Origin of the sequence: Shigella sp. FJ200513, assembly GCF_040495915.1 — a bacterium.
In the GTDB taxonomy this organism is placed as follows: domain Bacteria; phylum Pseudomonadota; class Gammaproteobacteria; order Enterobacterales; family Enterobacteriaceae; genus ECMA0423.
In genome coordinates this window covers 1-5,858 of sequence record NZ_JBDYCV010000157.1, presented here as the reverse complement: position 1 = coordinate 5,858, position 5,858 = coordinate 1, and the positions used below count along the sequence as shown (strand labels likewise).

The 5,858-nt window shown below is 51.5% G+C and carries 3 protein-coding genes and 3 pseudogenes; 2 read left to right on the top strand and 4 right to left on the bottom strand.

The window, feature by feature from the left end; translation table 11 throughout:
- Positions 1-78: 78 nt before the first annotated feature.
- Positions 79-297 (bottom strand): annotated as a pseudogene (locus ABZJ92_RS20130) (four-carbon acid sugar kinase family protein); the annotation flags it as partial.
- Positions 294-1,202: pseudogene (ltnD, locus tag ABZJ92_RS20125) on the bottom strand (L-threonate dehydrogenase). The pseudogenes ABZJ92_RS20130 and ltnD, both read right to left, overlap by 4 nt.
- 195 nt (positions 1,203-1,397) lie before the next feature.
- Here ltnD and ygbI point away from each other — a divergent pair.
- Complete coding sequence (gene ygbI / locus ABZJ92_RS20120; protein WP_005051483.1) at positions 1,398-2,165, top strand: DNA-binding transcriptional repressor YgbI; 768 nt, start codon at positions 1,398-1,400, stop codon at positions 2,163-2,165.
- Positions 2,166-2,215: 50 nt separating this feature from the next.
- Here ygbI and pphB read toward each other — a convergent pair.
- Both pphB and mutS read right to left on the bottom strand, forming a co-directional pair.
- Positions 2,216-2,868 (bottom strand): annotated as a pseudogene (pphB, locus tag ABZJ92_RS20115) (protein-serine/threonine phosphatase).
- A gap of 105 nt (positions 2,869-2,973) precedes the next feature.
- Entirely contained in the window at positions 2,974-5,535 is a 2,562-nt protein-coding gene (gene mutS / locus ABZJ92_RS20110; protein WP_001272883.1) for a DNA mismatch repair protein MutS, read from the bottom strand.
- A gap of 75 nt (positions 5,536-5,610) precedes the next feature.
- Here mutS and ABZJ92_RS20105 point away from each other — a divergent pair, with 75 nt between their 5' ends.
- The gene (locus ABZJ92_RS20105; RefSeq protein WP_000611930.1) at positions 5,611-5,805 is read left to right on the top strand and encodes a hypothetical protein; all 195 of its coding nucleotides are present in this window, start codon (positions 5,611-5,613) and stop codon (positions 5,803-5,805) included.
- Positions 5,806-5,858 lie beyond the last annotated feature (53 nt).

Here is a 5,858-nt window from a genome sequence, read left to right as displayed (position 1 = left end):
TTTTCTGCTCATTATTAGCTCCTTCTGATGCCATTCTATTTCAGGAAGGAGTGTCCGTTAAACTCAGGCTACCTCATGCTGTTGCAACCAGCTCAGAGCCGCCAGCGATTGCTGTGTGGCTTCAACCACCGGACAGGAGCGCGTTTTCAGGCTGATCACCAGTGCGTCGATTGCTTCCGGCATTTTACCTGTTGGAACACCGTTAATTTGTACCGTTGGTAGACCGTTTTCCACCAGAAAACTGGCGATATCCGTCGCGCCGGTAAAATCATCGGCGATAACGCCAATCTTGATCATGATTTCGCTCCCGGTAGAGTGATGCCAGAGAAAATCTTGATAACTGCGCTATCGTCTTCTTTCCCGTAACCCGCGTTACTGGCGCTGGTGAACATATTCAATGCTGTTGAGGCCAATGGCAGCGGGAAGTGCAGGGCTTTGGCTGTATCGGCAACCAGACCAAGATCCTTAACAAAAATATCGACGGCTGAATGCGGGGTGTAATCGCCATCCACCACATGACGCATCCGGTTTTCGAACATCCAGGAATTTCCGGCGGCATTGGTCACGACGTCATACATCACATCCAGCGGGATCCCCGCACGGGCTGCAAGTGCCATCGCTTCGGCTCCGGCAGCAATATGTACGCCCGCTAACAACTGGTGAATAATTTTTACGGTCGAACCTAGTCCCGGTTCTGCACCTATGCGATAAACTTTTCCGGCAACGGCTTCCAGCACGGGTACCAGTCGTTCAAAGGCAATATCGCTACCGGAGGCCATGACAGTCATTTCACCGTTAGCGGCTTTTACTGCACCACCAGAAACTGGCGCATCCAGCATTTCCAGATCGAATCCAGCCAGAGCGGTAGCAATTTCTTGCGCATCAGCACTAGCGATAGTGGAAGAAACCATTACTGCCGTACCGGGTTTCAGATGTTGTGCAACGCCTGTTTCACCAAACAGCACCTGTTTAACCTAGGCCGCATTGACCACCAGCACCAGCAGAGCGTCCAGTTTTTCGGCAAACGTCGCGGCGTTATCAGAAACCCCGCAAGCACCTGCCTCTTTCAACGTAGCGCAGGCATTGCTGTTCAGGTCTGCGCCCCAGGTAGAAAAACCTGCGCGGACACATGACAGTGCTGCTCCCATTCCCATTGACCCTAAGCCAACGATACCGACATGAAACTCAGATCCCGTTTTCATCTGCTCTCCTTGTTAATTTAAGTGATATTTTGTTTGATATTGTGAATATAAGCGCTGGGAGATAACGATATGGTGAGATGATTCACATAAATTAACATTTTGTGTTATTTTATGTGAACTAAGCGTTAGTTGCGCCGCGCACGTTTCGCAGGCAAATAGCGTAGAATGTCAGCAGGACAAAGGAAGGAGCAAAAGTTGATACCCGTAGAGCGTCGCCAAATCATCCTTGAGATGGTAGCTGAAAAAGGCATTGTCAGTATTGCTGAACTAACGGACAGAATTAATGTGTCACATATGACCATTCGTCGGGATTTACAAAAACTGGAGCAGCAGGGAGCCGTTGTGCTGGTGTCCGGAGGCGTCCAGTCTCCGGGACGCGTGGCGCATGAACCTTCTCATCAGGTAAAAACTGCGCTGGCAATGACGCAAAAAGCGGCTATTGGCAAGCTGGCGGCAAGTCTTGTTCTGCCGGGAAGTTGTATCTATCTGGATGCGGGAACGACCACGTTAGCGATAGCACAGCATCTGATTCACATGGAGTCACTGACTGTGGTCACAAACGATTTCGTTATTGCGAACTACTTGCTCGACAACAGTAATTGCACAATTATTCACACTGGCGGTGCAGTGTGTCGGGAAAACCGTTCCTGTGTCGGGGAAGCCGCTGCGACCATGCTGTGCAGCCTGATGATTGATCAGGCTTTTATTTCTGCATCGTCATGGAGTGTGCGGGGGATTTCTACGCCAGCGGAAGATAAAGTCACGGTGAAACGGGCGATTGCCAGTGCCAGCCGCCAGCGAGTTTTGGTCTGTGATGCGACGAAATATGGTCAGGTGGCGACATGGCTGGCGTTACCATTAAGCGAGTTTGATCAGATTATTACAGACGACGGTTTGCCGGAGAGTGCCAGTCGCGCGCTGGCGAAGCAGGATCTCTCTTTGCTGGTAGCGAAAAATGAATAATGGCCTGAAATAACATCTGGTTACTCATGCTTCACAGAAGAAGCATGAGACTACCTTATTTTATAAAATGACAGCCGCCCACTTTTCGGCGATCCGGTATCAATATAAATCTGGTTAGCGAACGTCTGAATGTTATCAAACATCATATGTCCAAATATAAAATAATCAGCGCCGTTTATTTGTTGTAACTCGCCATTAAGCGATTTCTGCACACGATAAACAGGCCAGAGTAATTCGCTCTCCGCTATTTCTTTGCCAAAGAGATATTCATCACCCGGATAATCTGCATGTGCGATGACATATTTTATTATGTCGTTAGTGATTTCAATAATATGTGGAAGGTGATGGAATTTCAGCAACAGAACTATTGCCTCTTGTTGCAATCATTTAAATCGAAAAACCAGTCACCACCGCTGGCAAGCCACATATTGCCATCGCCGGTCGCGAACGCATCCAGCGCCATTGCTTCGTGGTTGCCTTTAACGGAGATAAACCAGGGCTGGTTTAGCAGGCGCAGGACGTCAAGACTCTCCGGCCCACGATCAATATTATCGCCGACAGAAATAAGTAAGTCGGTTTCGGGGAAAAAAGAGAGTTGATGTAAGCGGGATTGTAATAACTGATATTCACCATGAATATCACCAACGACCCATATATGGCGATAGTGATGGGCATTGATTTTTTGGTAGCGTGTAGATGGCATGGTTTTACCCTGTAAAATAAGCTTTCCTATTATACAGGGTATTTTTATTTGATTCGTCAGTTGTCGTTAATATTCCCGATAGCAAAAGACTATCGGGAATTGTTATTACACCAGACTCTTCAAGCGATAAATCCACTCCAGCGCCTGACGCGGAGTCAGTGAATCCGGGTCGAGATTTTCCAGTGCTTCGACCGCAGGCGAAGTTTCTTCTGGCACTGACAGCAAAGACATCTGCGTACCATCCACTTGCGTCGCGGCGGCGTTCGGCGAAATGCTTTCCAGCTCACGCAGTTTTTGCCGTGCGCGCTTAATAACCTCTTTCGGTACGCCCGCCAGAGCAGCAACCGCCAGACCGTAGCTTTTGCTCGCCGCGCCGTCCTGCACGCTGTGCATAAAGGCGATAGTGTCGCCGTGCTCCAGCGCATCGAGATGTACGTTGGCGACGCCTTCCATTTTCTCCGGTAGCTGGGTCAGCTCGAAATAGTGGGTGGCAAACAGCGTCAATGCCTTAATCTTATTCGCCAGATTTTCTGCGCACGCCCACGCCAGCGACAGACCATCGTAGGTGGACGTTCCACGCCCGATCTCATCCATTAACACCAGACTGTATTCGGTGGCGTTATGTAAAATATTGGCGGTTTCAGTCATCTCCACCATAAAGGTTGAGCGCCCGGAAGCCAGGTCATCTGCCGCGCCTACGCGGGTAAAGATGCGATCGATAGGTCCAATCTCGACTTTTTGTGCCGGTACATAGCTGCCGATGTAGGCCATCAGCGCAATCAGTGCGGTCTGGCGCATATAGGTACTTTTACCGCCCATGTTCGGGCCGGTAATAATCAACATACGGCGCTGCGGCGACAGATTCAGCGGGTTAGCGATAAATGGCTCATTCAGTACTTGTTCAACTACCGGATGGCGACCTTCGGTAATGCGAATGCCCGGTTTATCAATGAAGGTCGGGCAGGTGTAGTTCAGGGTATAGGCCCGTTCCGCCAGGTTAACCAGCACGTCGAGTTCCGCCAGCGCGCTCGCGCTCTGTTGCAACGCTTCCAGATGCGGCAACAGCAGGTCGAACAGCTCTTCATAAAGCTGTTTTTCCAGTGCCAGTGCTTTGCCTTTTGAGGTGAGAACTTTATCTTCGTACTCTTTTAGCTCTGGAATGATGTAGCGCTCGGCGTTTTTCAGCGTCTGGCGACGCATGTAGTTGATGGGTGCCAGATGGCTTTGCCCACGGCTGATTTGAATGTAGTAGCCGTGCACCGCATTAAAGCCAACTTTTAGCGTGTCCAGGCCGGTACGTTCACGCTCGCGGACTTCCAGACGCTCCAGATAATCGGTCGCGCCGTCAGCCAGCGCGCGCCACTCATCCAGCTCTTCGTTATAGCCCGATGCGATAACACCACCGTCGCGTACCAGCACCGGCGGTGTGTCGATGATTGCTCGCTCCAGCAGATCGCGCAGCTCGGCAAACTCGCCCATCTTCTCACGTAGCGCCTGTACCGGTGCACTATCGACAGTTTCTAACTGCGCACGCAGCTCCGGCAGTTGCTGGAAAGCGTGGCGCATACGGGCCAGATCGCGTGGGCGAGCAGTTCGTAAAGCCAGACGTGCCAGAATACGTTCCAGGTCGCCGACCTGACGCAGTACCGGCTGCAACTCGGCGGTGAAATCCTGCAATGCGCCAATAGTTTGCTGGCGCTCAAGCAACACGCGGGTATCGCGCACTGGCATATGCAGCCAGCGTTTCAGCATACGACTACCCATCGGCGTGACGGTGCAGTCGAGCACAGAAGCCAGCGTATTTTCCGCACCGCCCGCCAGGTTCTGAGTAATTTCCAGGTTACGACGTGTCGCGGCATCCATAATGATGCTGTCCTGCTCACGTTCCATGGTGATAGAACGAATATGCGGCAGGGTCGTGCGTTGGGTATCTTTCGCATACTGCAACAGACAACCGGCAGCACAAAGTCCGCGCGGCGCGTTCTCGACGCCAAAACCGACCAGATCGCGGGTGCCAAATTGCAGATTCAACTGCTGGCGCGCGGTGTCGATTTCAAACTCCCACAGCGGGCGACGGCGCAGGCCGCGACGGCCTTCAATCAGCGACATCTCGGCGAAATCTTCTGCATACAGCAGTTCCGCCGGATTAGAGCGTTGCAGCTCTGCCGCCATCGTTTCGCGGTCGGCCGGTTCGCTCAGGCGAAAACGCCCGGAGCTGATATCCAGCGTCGCGTAGCCGAAACCTTTGCTGTCCTGCCAGATAGCCGCCAGCAGGTTGTCCTGACGCTCCTGTAACAGGGCTTCATCGCTGATGGTGCCTGGCGTAACGATACGCACAACTTTGCGCTCAACCGGACCTTTGCTGGTCGCCGGATCGCCAATTTGTTCGCAGATGGCAACGGACTCTCCCTGATTCACCAGTTTGGCGAGATAGTTTTCCACCGCATGGTAGGGAATCCCCGCCATCGGGATCGGCTCTCCCGCCGAAGCACCGCGTTTGGTCAGTGAAATATCCAGCAGTTGCGACGCGCGTTTTGCGTCGTCATAAAACAGTTCATAAAAATCACCCATCCGGTAAAACAGCAGGATCTCGGGATGCTGGGCTTTCAGCTTGAGATACTGCTGCATCATGGGCGTATGGGCGTCGAAATTTTCTATTGCACTCATGGGGTTATGTCCGGTTCCCTGATATTAAATGGGGTGTGATGGTTTTTATTTTCGTTGTAATCACATAAGGCGCACATGATACCGGAGTTAATCATTTCAGGGGAAGAAGCGAACGGCGAGTTCTTGATGCTGGTTCCGGGAAAGATGCTGTTTTGCAGCTTTTGCGTGATGCTTATGAAGCAAGTACGCAAAATTGTATCGATTGGCGAACCCTTCTTCTTTAGAGTCATAGTGCCCTTTAAGATTAAGGTAATGCTGCCAACTTACTGATTTAGTGTATGATGGTGATTTTAAGGTGCTTGCGTGGCTTCCATTTCCATCAG